Raw genomic sequence first — 18,597 nt, forward strand, 5'->3', positions numbered from 1 at the left:
TTTGGGAGGCATCTTTTTTTGTGGAATCATTTATTTCGAGGGGCGTGAAATTTTTGATAATATGGCTGGTTTGGATGGTTTGGCGTGTATGATATAGATATATGAATATGTGATACGTTAATAAACTTGCCTTTGTGATTTAGGAGAGGAGTTTTATACATGAAGAAGATGAAGAGGATGCCATTTGTAGTTTTATTGATTCTGATGATGACAATGATTGGACCGATAAATAGTGCGGGACTTAGTAGTTGGTTTGGTACTGGGGTTTCGGCTGGGACGGGGCTGTCGCTTGTTGTGGATAAGCCGAAACAGACGGAAAATCGCCAGTTTAGTTTGAAATTGTTGGACGAGACGGCGCTTAGTGCTTCGGATGATCCGCCTAGTGAGACGGGGGATTTTGTGGAAATTGCGATTCCGACGGGGATGATTCTTGATGTTGAGGAAACGAGGATGCGTAATGGTGCGGTGAACGCTGGGACGCTGATGTTTGATGCGGAAACTGGGATTGCGCGTGTGACGTGGAATCAGGACGTGACGGAACGTAGTTTTGATTTGATTTTGGTGGCTGAGAAGGCGCAGGACTATGTGTTTGAGGCTGTGCAACAGGATGCTGACGGGAATGAGATTAAGTCGAATGTGCTTCGTGTGACGGTGGAGCAGGAAGCCGTGGAGCCTTCTGAGGCGGAGAAACCGACGGAAGCTGTGACGATACCTGATGTGACGCCAAAAGCTGTGGAATTGCCGCCGGTGAGTCGTGCGGATATCGATGATGCGAGTGTCGCGAATGTGAGTACGCTGACGGAGTTTCACAATGCGATGATGAATAAGGATATTGCGACAATCAATGTTTTAGCGGATATTAATTATGCGGCGTTTTCTGCGGCGGATGCAAGCCCGACGAATACGGGTGCTTACTATCAACGGATGCCGGAACGACCGCTGACGGTAAATGGGAATGGGCATACGATTGATTTTAGAAACCAGTCTTACGCGCCATATGACACGTACTCATTGCCGAAAGTCGTTACATTCAATGATTTAAATGCGTATGGGAAAAATTACTACGGTTTCTATACGGACAACTCGGCTGGTGGAACGAATGCGACCAATACGATTATATACAATAACGTGAATTACCGCGGTTCTCAAGCGATTCACGCCCCTGCAACGACGACGCAAATTTCAGGAAAATCTTCTTTTGCGCAGACGAATAGTTATGTGAGTCCTTTTGATGGTGTAAGTTATACGACGCTAGCCAATCAGACGACGTTTGCGGTTGGTGATATGAATATCTTGGAAGGCGCGGAAGTAAAGGTAACGAATGAATCTAGTGGTGCGATGTATATTTATACAGGCGGTACGGTAGATATTGCGGAGAACTCGATTTTGGATATTTATACATCTGGAACGAATGCTACGGTCGCAGATGGTGCGGTTTCGGGAATCACTAGTTACGGAAATATTAATGTTCGTAATGGCGCGACGCTAAAAATGGATAATGCGGTTCCTACGACTGGGACTGCGGTTGGCGGAATTTGGATGAACGCCGGTACGTTTAGTGTTTCTAATAACGCAAAAGTAGATATTAGGGCGCGAGGCGCGATGTATTATGGTAGTCCATTTTATATTTATGGCGCTGGAGTCCTGAATGTAAGCGATGATGCAGAGTTCAAGTTGCAAGCAACGGATACTGGGACTTCGACGCAAGATATTTTTAGTACGGGAACTGGTACAATTTTGATTGGTAAAAATGGTGTATTCGATGTTAGCTCGGATGGAACGGGTGCCAAAAACTTAGTTTATCTGCGTGGTACGTCGAAATTCCAATTTGCGAATGCGAAACGTGTAGATATTAAATTTAATAATACGAATCCAGCGGCGGGAGCACGTCTGTTGCGGATGGCAGGAAATCTTGATGTCGATGTTCAGTCGATTCAAGCCTGGAACGCGAAAACTTGGACGGATGGTTTGGATGATAATTCTAATTTCACTTGGAATCCGATGTTTAACGTGAAGGTAACTTATAGTGCGGCGAACGTAACGGCGGCTTCGGGTTACTCGGTTTCTGCAGCGATTCGAGACAGCTTTGCAACAAACTTTAGAACGCAAAATTTCAAACGGGTACTTTTTGAAGGAATTCCTGATGTGGATGTGACGATTGGAAGTTTGAGCGATAAGGTGACGAACGAGAATAGCCATGTCATTACAGGGAAAGCGAATCCGGGTGCATCGGTGCAACTTTCTGGTGATCCGGCGATTCCGACGGGTACGCTTAACTCGCCAAACGAAGATGACAAAACGACAAAATTCCACGTGATTGCAGACAATGATGGGAATTACCGCTATGAGTTGCCGGCAGGTCAGTTTTTGACGGCGGGCAATACGGTACAAGTGTATGCGTTTTTGAATGGTAAGGATAATACGGCTCAGACGGTTGTTCAAGATGAGACGGCTCCTAATGCGCCAGTTTTAGCGGCGATTAAAGATGTAGATGCGACTTTTAGCGGACAAGCAGAGGCTGGTGCGGAAGTGACGATTTATGATGCAGCGGATGACAGCATTTTTGTAAGTGGTGTGGCGAATGGTGCTGGTGCGTTTAACATCGCGATTCCTGAGGATAAACGTCCATTAACGCCGAACAAAATCTACTACGCCGTGGCAAAAGATGCTGCTGGAAATGTGAGTGTGGCTTCGAATCAAGAAACAGTCGCAGATACAACGGCACCAACGGCAGATCCGATTAGACAATTTATCACATTGGGCGATGATTTTACAACAAACCCGCGTGATTTAGTAGAAAACGTGGCTGATAATGCAGGAAATGGTGATGATAATATCAGTTATGCGCTTACAAATACACCAGACGTTTCTAAAATCGGCTACACGACAGCGACAGTAACATTGACTGATAAAGCAGGAAACAGCGCGGATATCACGATTCCCGTTTTTGTACAAGACGATAGTTCAATCAAAAACGATGACTACTTCTTACACGGAACCAATTTTGCCGTTTTAACAACAGATGTACCTGCAACTCCAGCGGCGCTTAAGGCGATGGTGTTAGATATGGCAAATGTGCAAGCGTACGCTATCGCAACTGGTGTGGACGTAACAAACACGGTAGAAATCATTGGCTCAGAGGCGATTACAGCAACACCTGGAGAGTACAAAGTAACCTTGAAAATCGGTGACTTAGAACGCGAAATTACGGTGACAGTTCTTGCTGGAACGCTTCAATTCAAGTCAGCAACACCAGAAATTTCTTTCGGAACCGCTAAAATTAGTTCGAAACAACAGTTCTTAACGCCAGAAGATGACGTGATGTTAACCGTCGAGGATACACGGAAAGAGGCAACAAACTGGAAGCTAACAGCACAGATGATGACTCCATTTGCAACGGCGGACGGAAAAGAACTGAAAGATAGTTTATTTTTAAGACAGTATAACGGTGAAAATACCGTTTTGACACCATTAAACGGCACGGCAACTGAGGTATTTAGTAACGCAAACGGTTCGCTAGGATTAACGGAAATTAATTTCAATGAGGCGGATGCTTCGGAATTAGTATTAAATGTCCGTCCAGGCGTGGCGCGTGCCAATCAAGAATATGGAACGACGATCAATTGGACACTAGAAGACACACCATGATTTAGTAAAAAAGAGACTGATGGGCGACTATTAGTCTCTTTTTTTGGGTATTAAACAAGGTAATATAGTTTAATAATATGGGGGGCTACAATCGTGATAATGAACCGACAGATGCGAGCAAAATGGCTAATTGGCCTAGTGCTCGTATTACTTATTTGTACGATTAGCATAGCCAAAGTTGCGGCGGCAACTACGTACTACACAACCGCGAATCTGACAGTAAGGTCCGGACCTGGAACTAACTACAAAGCTGTTGGGTGGCTAACAAAAGGTGCAAAAGTGAGCAGCGTCGCAAAAACTGGAAAATGGCATCAAATTTCTTTTAAGGGGAAGAAGTCATTTGTGTCAGGAAATTATTTAACAACAAAAGCTGTCACGCCAGCCAAACCAAAACCGGTGAAACCGACAGCGAAAGTCTTGCTAAACGTCCCGCTCATCGCACAACGGCCGCAATTACCGACAGGGTGCGAGATTGTAGCGGTGACCATGGTTTTGAAATACAAAGGCGCGAAGGTAGATAAAATGAAGTTAGCAAGGGAAATGCCGCGCCATTCTAGCAACCCGAACAAAGGCTATGTTGGAAATCCCTACACGAAGTCGGGATACACCATTTACCCACCAGCCTTAATGAACCTCATGAAAAAATACGCCGGCTCAGCAGTTAATTTAACAGGGGCATCCAATGCAACATTAGAAGCGAAATTGCGCTCAGGCAAACCAATAGCAGCCTGGGGCAAACTTAGCGGATTTAATATACACTGCGTTGTTCTTACAGGGTACGATAGCGGAAATTACTACTACAACGACCCGTGGACCAACAAAAAGAATGCAAAAATTAGCAAAACTGCATTTAATAGGGCGTTTAATGCGTTGTCGAGGCGAGCATTGAGTTATTAAGAAAGAAAAGAAGCGAGGTACAATTTAGATTTCAAAATTGTGCCTCGCTTCTTCTTTCTATTCAAATTTACATTTTGTTAGGTGTCGCGATTGTGCTTCGGCAAGTGTTACTTGAGTTTCGCCGTTGGAATTATTCAAACCGCGACAGTTTGGATCGAAATGATATCGTTTTCCGGTCGCTGTGATGTATACCATTTGGCCTTGTTCGTTAGAATGGGGTTGCACTTCTGCTTGAGCTGATTTTTTTCGTGCAGCCTCAGCTTCTTGTTTTCTTGCTTCTTCTGCAGCCTGTGCTTGCCTTTCTTGTTCGGCTTTTGCATCAGCGACGCGTTTTTCTTCTGCTTTACGTGCTTCCTCTGCCTTGCGAGCTTCTTCTGCGACACGAGCGGCTTCTTTTTTCTGTTCTTCGGCAACGCGGGCTTGTTCTTTCTTCTCTGCCTCGATACGTTTAGCTTCGGCGACTTTCTTTTCTTGTTCTATTTTTGCGACGTAAGTCTCGTTGGCTGTATATGTAAGCTCCTTGGACTTATCTTGGCCTTCCCAATTGGACGTGAGCACTGCGGTTCCGTCGTTTTGGATATCATTTAACGTGAATGAAAATTCCCCTTGATCGTTCGCAGTCGTTGTTAATGCTGCTTGCCCGCTTGGAGTTAGCGTTAATTCCGCGTTAGGTTTTGTTTTCCCAGTAATTGTGACGGTCCCATTTTCCGCCGATGTAAATGCCGTTTCTGCCTTGATGTTTAGTTTCGGCGTCTTCTTCTCTTGCTTCGTCGGTGTCTCTTTCGTCAGGTCATCCTCTGAACCGCTACACCCCGCTAAAATCAGCGCAACCATCCCGATTGCTAGAAATAATGACATTCCCTTTTTAAAACTTGTTTTCCTTGAAAAAATCGTTAATAAGCCTACAAAAATTAAAATTGCAGCCAAATACAACATTTTATCATCCTCCCTTTATATGTAAGTATAACGTATCACAAAATAAATGCAATATCTTACAGTCGGAAAAATGTAAAAAATATTTCATGTTGTATAAAAACCGAAATTCTTCATAGTGAGGAATCTCGGTTTTTATTTATCCCTTCACGACGCCGAGTGTTGTTAAGGTTTTGATTGGTTCGACGAGTTCGGTTTGGTTTTGCATGACTTCGTCGATGTTTTTGTATGCGAAACGACTCTCTTCGGCGACGTCTAGGAGGTTTTTCTTGCCGATTGTGATGTTGTTTGCGCTTAGGTCTTGGAGTACTTCGTCCATTGGGAAGTTCTCTTTTGCGCGGGTTCTGGAGAAATTACGTCCAGCGCCGTGTGAGGAGGAGTGGAAGCTTTCGGGATTGCCAAGTCCGCGAACGAGATAGCTTGTTGCGCCCATTGCTCCTGGGATGATGCCGAGTTCACCTTTTCTTGCACGAGTGGCGCCTTTACGGTGGACCCAGACGTTTTTGCCGTAGTGGTGTTCTAGGGATGCGTAGTTGTGATGGCAGTTAATGCGGTCGATGAATTCTGGTGTTCGGCCTAGTTTTTTCTTGGCGTGTTTGGTGACGATGGCCATGCTTGCTTCTAGCATTGTTTCGCGGTTTTCGAAGGCGTAGTCGAGTGCTAGGTTCATCCATTTGATGTAGGCGATGCCTTCTGGTGAGTTGGTTGGCAAGAAGGCAAGCGGGTTTTTGTCTGGTGTGTTGCTGTACCATTGTTTGTTCAGAGCGACGGCGATTTTTTGGAAGTTCTGGCAGATTTGAGCGCCTAGGTGACGGCTTCCGGAGTGGAGCATGATACCGATGTAGCCGTTCTCGTCTCTCTGGTATTCGATGAAATGATTGCCGCCGCCGAGTGTGCCGACTTGATAGTAGGCGTTTTCGATGAGTTCGATGCCATTTGGCAGGAGTTCGTAGTGTTTGTGTTGGGCGATTGCCATGTCTAGGACCGCAGATTGTTGTGGCTCTTTGTGACGGGCTTTGCCGACTGGGACGGTTGCTAGTGTTTCGTTGACGATACTTTTGATGAAGTTCTTTGGGATTTCGCTTTCGTGAATGTCGGTTTGGATGTAACACATGCCGCATCCGATGTCCATGCCGACTGCGTAAGGGACAATAGTGTTTTCTGTGGCAAGAACGCCGCCAATCGGCATACCTGCGCCAAGATGGGTGTCAGGCATGAGTGCTAGCCATTTGAAGACGAACGGTAAGTTGACGATAGCGCGTGCTTGGTCAAGACATCCTGCTTCAATTGCTGATTGGTCTGGTAGCCAGATTTTAATTGGTTTTGCTGTTTCGTTTTTTTCATAGTAAGTGAACATTGTTTTTTCCTCGTTTCTCGTTTATGGTTTTAGTATAGAGAATGTGCGCCAATTTATCTTATAAAAAAAGGTGCGAACGGAGGGCAACATGGCAAAGTCGTTTAATGAATTGATTAAAAATTTCGCTGTGATTCGGAATTATGTACGGGAATTTTATGTGTATGGGTTTAAGCAACGTGAGGATTTTACGGAGAAAAGTGGGCGTAGTTATGATAATGTGCGTCGGCGGGTGGAGAGTTATTTGCGGGAATACGTGGATGTGGAACAACAGGGGAGCGGCAAGGCGTTGCGGTTGTTTATTGATCCGAATGGGATTACGGAAAATCCGATGTTTGCGGTATGGCAAGCGAAGAGTTTTACGAAAAATGATGTTTTTTTGCATTTTGTGTTGATGGATATTTTTCAGATGAACGAGGCGTATTCGGTGAATCAGGTGTTGGCGCGGATTGATGCGGATTATTTGTCGTGTTTTGCGGATGGATTTTTGATTGAGGCGTTGACGTTGCGGAAAAAATTGGCGGAATATGTGGAGCTTGGTGTGTTGCAGCGGGAGTCGCGTGGGCGGGAGGTTTATTTCTCGCGGGTGGCTGGTGTTGTGTTGGCGGACCGGGCGAAGATGGCGTTGCAGTTCTTTAAAGAGATGGCGCCGCTTGGTGTGTTGGGGCATTATTTGTTGCAGCAGGAGAGGGCGCTTGATTCTGTGTTTAGTTATAAACATTATTTCGTGATGCATGTGTTGGAGGAGCAGGTGTGCTTGGATTTGTTGGAGGCGATTCGTGCGGAGCGGTGGGTGTTGTTGTCGCTTTATGGACGGGAGCGCGCGGTGCGGTTTATGCCGGTGAAATTGTTGGTGAGTGCGCAGTCGGGACGGCGGTATGTGGTTGGGAAATCGAAACGGGGGCAGTTTTTCGCGTTTCATCGGTTGGATCAGATTGAGTTTGTGGAGCTGGATGAGGTTGCGACGGATTTTGAGGTGGATGTGGCGCATTTTGATGAGGTTCGCAAGTTTATGTGGAGTGCGGGATTTGATCGGCGAGTGGTGCATGAGTTGCGCGTGACACTTTGCATTGATGAGGTGCGGGAGAGTTATATGTTGGAGCGGATTCGGAATGAGGGGCGGCACGGGACGCTGACACGAGTGACGGCGAATCGGTTTGTGTATGCGATTGCGACGTATGATTTGAACGGGATGAAACCATTTTTGCGAACGTTTATTGGACGGATTGAAAAAATTGATGCGCAGGATGATGCTTGGGAACGGCAGTTTTATGCGGAGTTGGCGGATATGTACCGGCTTTATTTTGAGGAGGGGACGATGGTTGGAGATATTTAATGAGATTTACGGGATGTATTACCGCGTGATTCTGGAGATTTTGGCGCAGAAACGGCCGATGTCGAAGGGGGAAATAGCGGAGATTGTACGGGAGCTGGGGTTTGATGAGAGCGGATTGCATTTGTTGCCGCAGTTGACGGAGCAGTGGCATTTGTTGGAGGAGCGCGGGGACGGGATGTTTGCGCCGATTTTGAGGCATGATTGGATTCCTGTGCAGGGCGTGCTTGAGAAACGCTGGTTAAAAACGGTTTTGCGAGACGCGCGAATGGGGCTGTTTTTGACGGATGATGAGATTGCGGATTTGGAGCGGGAGCTGGCGGATTATGAGCCGTTGTTTGATTTGGATGCGATTTGGTGTTTTGATGGGTTTCAGGGCGGGGATATGTACTTGGAGCCGGGGTATCGGACGCGTTTTGGTGTGATTTTGCGGGCTTTGGAGGAGAAGCGTGAATTGGAATTGGTGTATCAGGTGCGGGATCAGAAGGCGTTGATGGGGACTTTTTTGCCGGTGCGTTTGGAGTTTTCGCAGAAGAATGATAAGTTTCGCTTACTTTGTTTTCGAAAAATGGATATGCAGCCGTTTACGCTGAACTTGGCGAAAATTTTGGATGTGGAGTTGGGAGACTTGATGGTGCGGGAATTGCCGGAGCATGGGATGGAGGCTGTTGTGGTGCGGTGCCATGTGGTGAACCATCGGAATGCGGTGGATCGGGCGCTGATTCATTTTGCGGATTATAAGAAGAAGGCGTTTCGAACGGAGCGGGAAAATGTGTTTGAATTGGAAATTTATTGTCCGCGTGGGGATTTGACAGAATTGGTGATTCAGATTTTATCGTTTGGGCCGATGATGCAAGTGTTGGCGCCGGATAGTGTGGTCGGTGAAATGAGGTGGCGACTCGGAAAACAACTAAATTTACAAAATTGATACGAAACAGGAATCGCTATTGGAAGCGTTTTTTGATACAATGAAAAGACATACATATCAAAAATGGAGGAATGAATTTATGGCTTTGAAAGATTTGCAAAATGGTTCGGACATTAGAGGTATTGCGATTGAAACGGATAAGTATCAGGTGACATTGACGGATGAGCATGTGGCGGCGATTGCGATTGGTTTTGCGGCGTGGTTGCGAGATGTGAAGGGTGCTGGCGAAACGGCGACGGTGGCAATTGGGCATGATAGCCGGTTGTCGGCGGGACGGATTAAGGATGTTTTGACGGCGAGTTTGACGCGTTCGGGATTGGATGTTGTAGATGTTGGTTTGGCGACGACGCCAGCGATGTTTATGGCGACGCAGTATGACGGGTACACGTGTGATGCGGCGATTATGATTACGGCGAGTCATTTGCCTTATTTTTATAATGGATTGAAACTGTTTACGCGTGATGGCGGGGCGGAGCATGAGGATATTGATTATATTGTGGAGAACGCGGGACAGGTTTTTGTTGCGAAAGTGGCGGGAACTGTGACGGAAAAACCGCTTTTGCAGGATTATGCGGCTGATTTGGTCGGTAAAATTCGCGCGGGTATTGATGATGCGACGAATTATGAAAGACCGCTTGCTGGAAGCCATATCGTAGTGGATGCGGGAAATGGTGCTGGTGGCTTTTTTGCGACGGATGTGTTGGCGGAACTTGGCGCGGACATTACGGGAAGCCAGTTTTTAGATCCTGATGGGAATTTCCCGAATCATATTCCGAACCCGGATAATAACGAAGCGATGGCGAGCTTGAAAGAGGCTGTTGCGGCGAACAAGGCGGATTTAGGTGTTATTTTTGATACGGATGTGGATCGTGCGGCGATTGTGGATAAGGATGGCGAAAGTTTGAACCGGAACCCGCTGATTGCAGTGATTTCGGCGATTGTTTTGGAAGAGCATCCTGGAACGACAATAGTGACAGATTCGACGACTTCTACGCATTTGGAGCATTTTATTGCGAATCTTGGCGGGAAGCAACATCGCTTTAAACGCGGCTACAGAAACGTGATTAATGAAGCGATTCGCCTGAATGAGGCGGGAACGCAGAGCGAGATTGCGATTGAAGTGAGTGGTCATGCGGCTTTGAAGGAGAACTATTTCTTAGACGACGGCGCGTACTTAATTGCGAAAATCTTAATGCGCTATGCAAAACTGCGTAAGGAAGGCAAAGATTTGGCGGACTTGACACGGGATTTACAAGTACCGGCGGATAATGATGAGGTTCGATTGAGCATTTTGGCCGAAGATTTTAAGACGTACGGTTTAGCAGTTTTGAAAGACTTTGAAGCTTTTGTTGAAAAAACAGACGGACTGGCGATAGAACCGGCAAATCAAGAGGGCGTAAGGGTTAACACAGATGGCGCTTTCGGGAACGGTTGGTTTTTACTGCGTATGAGTTTACATGAACCAGTAATGCCAGTAAACTTAGAGAGTGATGAAATCGGTGGAACTGAAAAAATTAAAGCAGCGTTGCGAGAATTCTTTGCAAACTATGCGGAAATAGATAGTTCTAGTCTACAAAAATAAGCCAGTAGAAGGAATGAAAAGCATGATTGATATACATTGTCATATTTTAAATCAAGTGGATGATGGACCAAAGACGGAAACGGCTAGTCTTGCCATGGCGCAACAGGCTGAGGCAGAAGGATTTACAGATATTATTGCAACGCCCCACCATTTAAAAGGCGATTATTTTAATCTGCGTCCTTCTGTGGTGGAACATGTAGCAGAACTCAATTCGGCGATAAAAGATAACGATATTAATATAACGGTCCATGTTGGCCAGGAAATCAGGCTGCACGGCGAAATCATTGAGGGTTTAAAAAACGGCGACTTGGCGTCCCTTGCTGGTAGTCGTTACGCGCTTATTGAGTTTCCGACGCAAAGTATTCCTGTGTTTACAGAGCAATTATTTTATGACTTACAAATGGCGGGCTATGTCCCTGTCATCGCGCATCCGGAGCGGAATTTCGAGATTATGGAAAATCCAGAACGCCTCTATGAATTCGTTTCTCATGGTGCTTTGGCGCAACTTACGTGGTCAAGTTTGGATGGGAAATTCGGCAAGAAGTCGAAGAAATCAAGCGAAATTTTGTTAGAAAATCAGTTGGTGCATTTCCTAGCGACAGATGCGCATGACACAACGCGCCGACCATTGCTACACAAGGAAATCGAAGAACGCCTAGTCAAGAAAATCGGAGCAAACCAAGTGCAAGAACTCAAAGACAATGCTATAAAAGTACTTAAAAATGATATTATCGTGGCGGATGATTACACAGTTCCCTCGCAAAAACGGTTTTTCTTGTTTTAAAAATACAACATGAAAAGGTGAGACGATGAAAAGAAGCATTTTTATGGTCGCATTGATGGCAATTATTTTGACGGCGTGTGTACCGACTGAGACAGGCACACCGAGAATCGCGAGTTTAGGTTGGTATAAGGATGTGCCAACAACAGAGATACAAGATATTGGCGCGGATGATTTAAAGCAGTATGACGCGCTTTTAATTACGAAAGATTATATTGAAATGTCTGATCAGGAGCAGCTAAAGAAACAGTTAAACAAGCTAGATATGCCAATACTTTTCAGTGATTTCGATGCCAAGAGTGCACCCGCTTTTTTGACGACAGATTTGCCGTTAGCAGATATTGATATGCCTGAAAGAGGCGAGATTCAGATGATGCACAAGGGCGCCGCGGTTTTCACGATTCCAGATACGAGTAAAGACGCTTTGTACGAGCTATACGAGGAAATAGCACGCATTTCAAAATAACCTAAAAAGATGTTTGACCTGACTTCATAGGAAAAACATCTTTTTTCGCTAAATTAGGAGGAGAAAACATGACATCAGAAACCGTAAAAAACTTCTGGCAAGCCTACGCCCGAAAGAACAATTTGCCACTAGAGCCAACCCCGCCCGCATGGATGTTCGGCGATGGGACGGAAGAAATGGCCGATAGACTAGGAAATCTTGTTGTTAAGGGGTTAAAAACCGGTACTTGCGCGGCACATTGCATACATGAAATCGAAAACGAGCCAATTCCGAAAGTAAATGACTATGAAATCGTGCTAGATGGCAGGAATGACCCGCTTGTTATAATCAAATATACCAAAGTAGAACTTGTCAAAATGAACGAAGTCACCGAAGCATTTGCGAAATCAGAGGGCGAAGGCGATTTAAGCTATGATTATTGGTACAGCGCACACGAGCGGTTTTTCACGTGGGAGTTAGGGCAATATGGCCGCACATTCACGCCAGATTTGTTATTGGTATGTCAAACGATTGAAGTAGTGGAGACGTATTCACTGTAAAGTCTATTCAACTTTTTAGAATTTAGAAAAATTTCCAGTTTAAAAGCAGTAGTCGCTTTCTTACACGGCGAAATCATGGTATAATCAACAAAACGCATAGTGCGAACGAGGTTGGGATAAAACTCAAGATAAAGCAAAATCGCCCATCCATTACTTTGGGTAGGACGAAAAATTTTGCTTTACACAAATCGAGCGAAAGCGTTTGTATTCAGGGAGTTTGGTGGAAGCCGGAAGCGGAGCATACTGGTGTATGTGAGAACCGGAAGTCCGCCAAACTCCCTGAATGCGAGCGCTTGTCGCCGATTTATTTGGGTTATGTTCCAGACTCTAATTCGTTGAGGAGAGTAATTATGAAAATGATTGTTGGACTCGGGAATCCGGGCAAAAAATACGAACGAACAAGACATAACGTGGGCTTTATGGTCGTTGATGAACTTAGCTTTCGTCACCAAACGCCTTGGAAGAAATCGAAATTTAACGGAATGATAAGTAACATCGTTGTGAACGGCGAAAAAGTCTTACTTGTGAAACCATTAACGTTTATGAATTTATCAGGAGAATGCGTGCGCCCGCTAATGGACTATTACGATATTCCAGTAGAAGACGTGCTTATTGTGTATGACGATTTAGATTTGCCGACTGGGAAAATTCGCCTGCGTCAAAAAGGTGGAGCTGGCGGGCATAATGGTATGAAATCGCTTATTCAACATTTGAAAACACAAGAGTTTAACCGCATTCGTGTCGGCGTAGATAGGCCTGCAAATGGTGACGTGATTAACTATGTACTCGGAGATTTTCCGAAAGCGGAGCAGCCAGATATTATCGCGGCAATTAAACAGAGCGCAGATGCCATCGAAGCTTGGCCAGGCAAGACTTTTCAAGATGTTATGAACAATTTTAATGTGAAATAAACAAGCCGTCTTTTTTCGGCGAGAAATTTAGATGGAATATTCAGATAAAAGGAGGCCTTTTAGTGTGAAGGGATTACAGCAACTTATATACGAACAAAAAGAAATTCGCGGCGTATTAAAGGAGCTCGATGAAAAAGGAAAATCACAGTTAGTTACGGGGCTTTCTGGGTCAAGTCGAGCTTTATTTGCCAGTGTTGTAGAGGGAGGAACGCAGCGTCCGGTCGTCTTTGTAACACATAATTTATACCATGCGCAGAAATTATACGATGATTTGTCATCTTTATTAGATAGCGACAGGCTTTTCTTATACCCAGCGGATGAATTGATTTCATCAGAACTTAGTATCTCAAGCCCAGAATTACGTGGGCAACGTGTGGAGGTACTACAATTTCTGTTGTCTAAAAAACCGGGAATTGTCATTGTTCCAGTTTCAGGACTTCGCAAAATTTTACCGCCAGTTTCGATTTGGCAAAAGTATAATATTTCGTTGATTCAGGGCACGGAGATTAATCCGGATGAGCTACGCCAACAGCTCGTAACAATGGGCTACACGAAAAGTGATATGGTTAACACGCCGGGAGAATTCAGTATTCGCGGTGGAATTATTGATATTTATCCAATTACGGAGGAACATCCTATCCGGATGGAATTATTCGATACGGAAGTGGATTCGCTACGTTTCTTTGATGTGGACTCGCAACGCTCGATTGAGACCGTGGAAGAGTTTCGTTTGTCACCGGCGACGGAGATTTTGCTGGAACCGGCATTTTTCCCTGATTTGGTGAAACGGATTGAAAAACGCTTAGCGGAGACGCTGAAACAAATGGCTAACGATAGCGATAAGCAACAATTAGTGGAGAATTTAGAAGGCGATTTGGAATTGCTTCGTGACGGGCAAAAACCGGACATGTTTTTCAAATATATTGGGATGAGTTATCCTGATCCGGCGTCATTACTTGATTATGTCCCACAAAATTCGATTTTGTTATTCGATGAATTTGCGCGTATTCAAGAAACGGATGAGCGCTTAGAAAAAGAAGAAGCGGAGTGGCAAACGGAGACGCTAGAACGCCTAGAAACTGTTCGCGATACGAAGATGAGTCATAATTTCCGCTCGTTGCTAGAAAAAGATACGTTGTCGCGGATTTATTTATCGCTGTTCCAAAAAACGCCGAACAATGCGCGTATTGCTAAAATGACGAACATTGTTTACAAGCAAATGCAGCAGTTCCACGGGCAAATGAATGTGCTGAAAACAGAGATGGACAGCTGGGCGAAGAATAATTATGCGGTTGTTGTTTTGGCGCCGTCGATTGAACGTGCGGAGAAAATGAAACAGACGCTAGCCGATTATGAAATGGAAAGTGTTATTTTGAAAGATGAATCGGAAGTTCCGAAGTTTGGACAGACGCAATTTGTGCTGGGAAGTTTCCAGAATGGGTTTGAATTGCCGCTTTCCAAGGTTGTTTTCATTAGTGAAACGGAGCTTTTCAATAAGAAGCAGCAGAAGCCGAAGAAGCGGCAGAAGTTGTCGAATGCAGAGCGGATTCAGAGTTATTCGGAGCTTAAAGTTGGTGATTATGTTGTCCATGTGAATCACGGGATTGCGCGCTATGTTGGGATGGAAACGCTGGATATTAACGGTGTTCACAAAGATTATTTGCTGCTCGTGTATCAAGGCGAGGACAAGTTGTTTATTCCTGTGGAGCAACTCGAATTAGTGCAGAAATATGTTGGCTCGGAAGGTAAGGCGCCGAAGTTAAACAAGCTCGGTGGCGCTGAATGGAAACGTGTGAAAACGCGGGTTCAGGCTTCTGTGCAAGATATTGCGGACGATTTGATTAAATTATATGCAGAACGTGAGGCAGAGCGCGGTTATGGCTTTAGTCCTGATGGTGAAATGATGCGCGAATTCGAAGACGCGTTCCCGTATCAAGCGACAGAAGACCAAGTTCGTTCTATCATGGAAATCAAAAAAGACATGGAACGCGAACGCCCAATGGACCGCTTACTTGTTGGGGATGTTGGTTACGGAAAAACCGAAGTCGCGCTTCGTGCAGCATTTAAGGCAATGATGGATGGTAAACAAGTCGCATTCCTAGTGCCGACAACGATTTTGGCGCAACAACATTACGAAACAATGAAAGAACGTTTCCAAGGCTTCCCAATCGAAGTGGGCTTACTAAGTCGCTTCCGAACGCGAAAACAACAAAATGAAACAATCAAAGGCTTGAAGTCAGGCCACGTTGACATCGTAGTCGGGACGCATCGCTTGCTTTCCAAAGACGTGGAATATCATGATCTCGGCTTCCTGATTATCGACGAAGAACAACGATTCGGCGTAACTCATAAAGAGAAAATCAAACAAATGCGTTCTAAAATTGACGTGTTGACATTGACTGCGACTCCGATTCCGCGGACGCTGCACATGTCGATGCTCGGTGTGCGTGATTTGTCAGTTATCGAGACACCGCCTGCTAACCGTTTCCCAGTGCAAACTTATGTTGTGGAGCAGAATAATGTGCTGGTACGAGAAGCCATTGAACGAGAATTGGCGCGTGACGGGCAAGTTTTCTTCTTGCATAATCGTGTGGATTCGATTTTACAAAAAGCAGATGAAATTAAGATGCTCGTTCCGGATGCTCGTGTTGCCGTGGCGCATGGTCAAATGACGGAAACAGAGCTGGAATCTGTGATTTTGAGCTTCCTTGAAGGCGAATTTGACGTGCTCGTGACGACGACTATTATCGAAACCGGCGTTGATATACCAAACGTAAATACCCTTTTTGTTCAAAATGCAGACCATATGGGGCTTTCCCAATTGTACCAATTACGCGGTCGTGTTGGGCGTTGGAACCGGATTGCCTATGCCTACTTCATGTATCAGAAGGATAAAATTTTGCGGGAAGAGGCGGAGAAGAGATTGCAGGCCATCAAAGAATTCACCGAACTCGGCTCCGGATTTAAAATCGCGATGCGTGACCTTTCCATTCGTGGTGCGGGGAACATTTTAGGCTCGCAACAACATGGCTTTATCGACTCTGTCGGCTTTGACTTGTATTCGCAAATGCTGCAAGAAGCCATCGCCGCGCGTCAACCGAAAGACGAACACGAAAAAATCGTCCCAGTCGAAATCGATATTACAGTCGATGCTTACATTCCCGAACATTATATCCAAGACGGACGTCAAAAAATCGAGATGTACAAACGTTTCAGAACTGTTTTTGATATGGAAGATTTAGAAGAACTGCGCTCTGACATGATGGACCGTTTCGGCGAATACCCAGAGCAAGTGGAATATTTATTCACGATTACCGAATTAAAAGTGTACGCAATGCGCGTTGGAATCGAATCTGTCAAACAAGAAGGTACGAAAATCACCATTCTATTCTCCGAAGACGGCACGAAAAATATGCGCGGTGACATGGTCATGCAAGTCATAGGCGAATATGGTCGCGCAATCGGCGTAGGCATGGACGGGCAGCAACTTAAAATCACGGTAAACGTTGGCGCCAAGCCACTTCAAGAATGGCTATACGAACTGAAAACCTTAACAGACAAGCTTTCCGAAGCGAAAAAAGAAACTGCTCCAGCAGAAGCAGAATAAAGCGAAAGGGTGACGCAAAATGGCTCAAAAAACGATTAAGAACCTCATGCAAGGCGCGGTTTGGCTAACACTTGCGTCACTGCTTTCTAAAATATTAAGCGCGGTCTACCGTATTCCTTTTCAAAATATGGTCGGCGATATTGGATTTTATATTTTTCAACAAGTATATCCGATTTACGGGATTGCGATGACGCTTGCGCTTGTTGGGTTTCCCGTTATTGTGTCGCGAATGATCGCAGAAGAAAAAGATGTCACAAAGCGAGAAGCTATTTTTCAATTTTCGTTACAAGTCATGTTTGGCGTGGGGATTGTTTTCTTCCTGTTAATTTTCTTTGGCGCTGACTTCATTGCTCGCGTTATGGGCGATTATCACCTGACAATATTAATTCGCGTCATCAGTTTTGCTTTTTTGCTCATGCCGTTTTTGGCAAGTTTGCGCGGCTTTTTCCAAGGGCACGAGCAAATGATGCCAACCGCAGTATCGCAAACGATTGAGCAACTCGTGCGCGTAGTTATTATTATCGCGGGAGCAACTGGAGCTGTAGCGCTGGGCTGGAACTTATACATGACCGGAGCCGTGGCAATGAGTGGGGCGGTTATCGGCGGACTCGGCGCCTTCGGAACACTGATTTATTTTTATTGGCGTAAAAAACCTGAAAAAATCGTGTTCACGAAAAAATGGGCCAGTTGGGCGTTCACCAAACAATTCTTGGCGCAAAGCATCGCCGTCTGCACAACAAGCGCGATGCTCATTTTGTTCCAATTATTAGATTCCTTCCAAGTTTACCGTCTCATGCGCTCATCCGGAATCGATGCCACAGCCGCCAAAGAACTAAAAGGGATTTACGATCGCGGGCAACCGTTGCTACAACTAGGTTTGGTATTATGTATGGGCCTCGCGCTCGCCATCGTGCCAATGATTACAGCCGCCAAAGCACGCGGAGAAACAAGAGAATTACGCCGTTCCGTTCTGTTAATCATCAAGCTCACCATCTTGCTTTCCGGCGCTGCAACACTAGGCTTAATTGCGATTATGCGTCCAACAAACCAAATGCTTTTCGAAACAGCGGCAGGCACAGGTGTTTTGCAAGTATTCATCCTGTCCTTATTCCTAAGCTCGCTAATCGTCTCTATGAGTAGCATTCTGCAAGGCTTCGGCAACATGGCCGGACCCGCCGTCGCCGTCTGTATCGGACTCATCATCAAACTAGTAACGAATGCCATCCTAGTCCCACGTTTCGCCACATACGGCGCATCCTGGTCCACCGTCATAGGCCTCGGCGCAACACTCATCATTTGCTACATCCTACTAAAACGCCAACTTCCCATTCCATTTATACGCAAAAACATGATTGGGTGGGCCTTGTTAGCCTTTTTAGCGATGATCATCGTTCCCGTCGCATGGGAAACCTTCTGGCCACTCACAAGCCGCATTGGCAGCGCAGTTCAAGCCTTATTTGGCGCCCTAATCGGAGGCATCATTTTTTTCTATTGCTTAATCAAATTCAATTTACTCACCAAACGCGACCTTGTCTTCATGCCATTTGGCTCCAAATTGCTCTGGCTGACGACCAAAATCCGCCGGCGATAGTTGCAATTTCCGCCTAACCGTGCGAAG

At 45.5% G+C, this 18,597-nt stretch carries 13 protein-coding genes; 11 read left to right on the forward strand and 2 right to left on the reverse strand.

Annotated features, from left to right (window positions below; genetic code table 11):
- Nucleotides 1–159: 159 nt before the first annotated feature.
- Nucleotides 160–3,648: a pectate lyase-like adhesive domain-containing protein gene (locus EP57_RS16460; protein WP_052167576.1), complete on the forward strand. Its 3,489-nt coding sequence runs from the start codon at nt 160–162 to the stop codon at nt 3,646–3,648.
- Nucleotides 3,649–3,747: 99 nt separating this feature from the next.
- Entirely contained in the window at nt 3,748–4,545 is a 798-nt protein-coding gene (locus EP57_RS05715) for a C39 family peptidase (RefSeq protein WP_036084959.1), read from the forward strand.
- Between the two features lie 57 nt (nt 4,546–4,602).
- Here the strand turns inward: EP57_RS05715 and EP57_RS05720 are convergent, their stop codons facing one another.
- Both EP57_RS05720 and EP57_RS05725 read right to left on the reverse strand, forming a co-directional pair.
- Nucleotides 4,603–5,481: an Ig-like domain-containing protein gene (locus tag EP57_RS05720; RefSeq protein ID WP_036084960.1), complete on the reverse strand. Its 879-nt coding sequence runs from the start codon at nt 5,479–5,481 to the stop codon at nt 4,603–4,605.
- A 136-nt stretch (nt 5,482–5,617) separates the two neighbouring features.
- Nucleotides 5,618–6,835: an RtcB family protein gene (locus tag EP57_RS05725; protein WP_036084961.1), complete on the reverse strand. Its 1,218-nt coding sequence runs from the start codon at nt 6,833–6,835 to the stop codon at nt 5,618–5,620.
- Nucleotides 6,836–6,923: 88 nt separating this feature from the next.
- On the opposite strand from EP57_RS05725, the gene EP57_RS05730 reads away from it, so the two are divergent.
- The 9 genes from EP57_RS05730 to EP57_RS05770 all read left to right on the forward strand — a co-directional run bounded on the left by EP57_RS05730 (nt 6,924) and on the right by EP57_RS05770 (nt 18,570).
- Nucleotides 6,924–8,168 (forward strand): WYL domain-containing protein, encoded by a 1,245-nt coding sequence (locus tag EP57_RS05730; RefSeq protein WP_036084962.1) that lies wholly within the window; start codon nt 6,924–6,926, stop codon nt 8,166–8,168.
- Entirely contained in the window at nt 8,155–9,093 is a 939-nt protein-coding gene (locus EP57_RS05735) for a WYL domain-containing protein (protein WP_036084963.1), read from the forward strand. The genes EP57_RS05730 and EP57_RS05735 overlap by 14 nt, the downstream gene beginning before the upstream one ends.
- 40 nt (nt 9,094–9,133) lie before the next feature.
- A complete protein-coding gene (locus tag EP57_RS05740; RefSeq protein WP_052167585.1) occupies nt 9,134–10,675 on the forward strand; it encodes a phosphohexomutase domain-containing protein in 1,542 nt (513 codons plus the stop codon).
- A gap of 22 nt (nt 10,676–10,697) precedes the next feature.
- Entirely contained in the window at nt 10,698–11,459 is a 762-nt protein-coding gene (locus tag EP57_RS05745) for a tyrosine-protein phosphatase (RefSeq protein ID WP_036084965.1), read from the forward strand.
- 25 nt (nt 11,460–11,484) lie between these two features.
- Nucleotides 11,485–11,922, forward strand: a complete 438-nt coding sequence (locus tag EP57_RS05750; RefSeq protein WP_036084966.1) for a hypothetical protein — start codon at nt 11,485–11,487, stop codon at nt 11,920–11,922.
- Between the two features lie 68 nt (nt 11,923–11,990).
- On the forward strand, nt 11,991–12,461 hold the full coding sequence (locus tag EP57_RS05755; protein WP_036084967.1) for an ASCH domain-containing protein: 471 nt from the start codon (nt 11,991–11,993) through the stop codon (nt 12,459–12,461).
- A 350-nt stretch (nt 12,462–12,811) separates the two neighbouring features.
- Nucleotides 12,812–13,372, forward strand: coding sequence for an aminoacyl-tRNA hydrolase (gene pth / locus EP57_RS05760; RefSeq protein ID WP_036084970.1), 561 nt, complete (start codon nt 12,812–12,814; stop codon nt 13,370–13,372).
- A 64-nt stretch (nt 13,373–13,436) separates the two neighbouring features.
- Entirely contained in the window at nt 13,437–16,979 is a 3,543-nt protein-coding gene (mfd, locus tag EP57_RS05765; protein WP_036084971.1) for a transcription-repair coupling factor, read from the forward strand.
- A gap of 19 nt (nt 16,980–16,998) precedes the next feature.
- Nucleotides 16,999–18,570, forward strand: coding sequence for a putative polysaccharide biosynthesis protein (locus EP57_RS05770; RefSeq protein WP_036084973.1), 1,572 nt, complete (start codon nt 16,999–17,001; stop codon nt 18,568–18,570).
- Nucleotides 18,571–18,597: the final 27 nt, after the last annotated feature.

The organism is Listeria booriae, from assembly GCF_000766865.1.
GTDB classification, from domain to species: domain Bacteria; phylum Bacillota; class Bacilli; order Lactobacillales; family Listeriaceae; genus Listeria_A; species Listeria_A booriae.

Bases quoted from the DNA above. Each gene is read 5' to 3' on its own strand.
- EP57_RS16460 (WP_052167576.1), top strand. From the start codon at position 160: ATGAAGAAGATGAAGAGGATGCCATTTGTAGTTTTATTGATTCTGATG.
- EP57_RS05715 (WP_036084959.1), top strand. From the start codon at position 3,748: ATGAACCGACAGATGCGAGCAAAATGGCTAATTGGCCTAGTGCTCGTA.
- EP57_RS05720 (WP_036084960.1), bottom strand. From the start codon at position 5,481: ATGTTGTATTTGGCTGCAATTTTAATTTTTGTAGGCTTATTAACGATT.
- EP57_RS05725 (WP_036084961.1), bottom strand. From the start codon at position 6,835: ATGTTCACTTACTATGAAAAAAACGAAACAGCAAAACCAATTAAAATC.
- EP57_RS05730 (WP_036084962.1), top strand. From the start codon at position 6,924: ATGGCAAAGTCGTTTAATGAATTGATTAAAAATTTCGCTGTGATTCGG.
- EP57_RS05740 (WP_052167585.1), top strand. From the start codon at position 9,134: ATGAAAAGACATACATATCAAAAATGGAGGAATGAATTTATGGCTTTG.
- EP57_RS05745 (WP_036084965.1), top strand. From the start codon at position 10,698: ATGATTGATATACATTGTCATATTTTAAATCAAGTGGATGATGGACCA.
- EP57_RS05750 (WP_036084966.1), top strand. From the start codon at position 11,485: ATGAAAAGAAGCATTTTTATGGTCGCATTGATGGCAATTATTTTGACG.
- EP57_RS05755 (WP_036084967.1), top strand. From the start codon at position 11,991: ATGACATCAGAAACCGTAAAAAACTTCTGGCAAGCCTACGCCCGAAAG.
- pth (WP_036084970.1), top strand. From the start codon at position 12,812: ATGAAAATGATTGTTGGACTCGGGAATCCGGGCAAAAAATACGAACGA.
- EP57_RS05770 (WP_036084973.1), top strand. From the start codon at position 16,999: ATGGCTCAAAAAACGATTAAGAACCTCATGCAAGGCGCGGTTTGGCTA.